The sequence below is a fragment of the Bacillus sp. NTK034 genome, assembly GCF_017303275.1.
GTDB lineage: Bacteria > Bacillota > Bacilli > Bacillales > Cytobacillaceae > Cytobacillus.
On record NZ_JAFKOJ010000068.1, the window covers coordinates 1 to 202 of the forward strand.

At 54.0% G+C, this 202-nt stretch carries 2 tRNA genes; both read left to right on the top strand.

Going from position 1 to position 202, the window contains the following annotated elements:
- Window positions 1-22 precede the first annotated feature (22 nt).
- Window positions 23-97: transfer RNA gene (locus JI665_RS28435), tRNA-Gly, on the top strand.
- Window positions 98-104: 7 nt separating this feature from the next.
- A tRNA-Arg gene (locus tag JI665_RS28440) sits at window positions 105-181 on the top strand.
- Window positions 182-202 lie beyond the last annotated feature (21 nt).

The window sequence follows — 202 nt, forward strand, 5'->3', positions numbered from 1 at the left end:
CTTCACCCGCACCATTCTTTAAGCGGAAGTAGTTCAGTGGTAGAACATCACCTTGCCAAGGTGGGGGTCGCGGGTTCGAATCCCGTCTTCCGCTCCATTATTTTGCGCCCGTAGCTCAATTGGATAGAGCGTTTGACTACGGATCAAAAGGTTAGGGGTTCGACTCCTCTCGGGCGCGCCATATTACGGGGAGTAGCTCAGC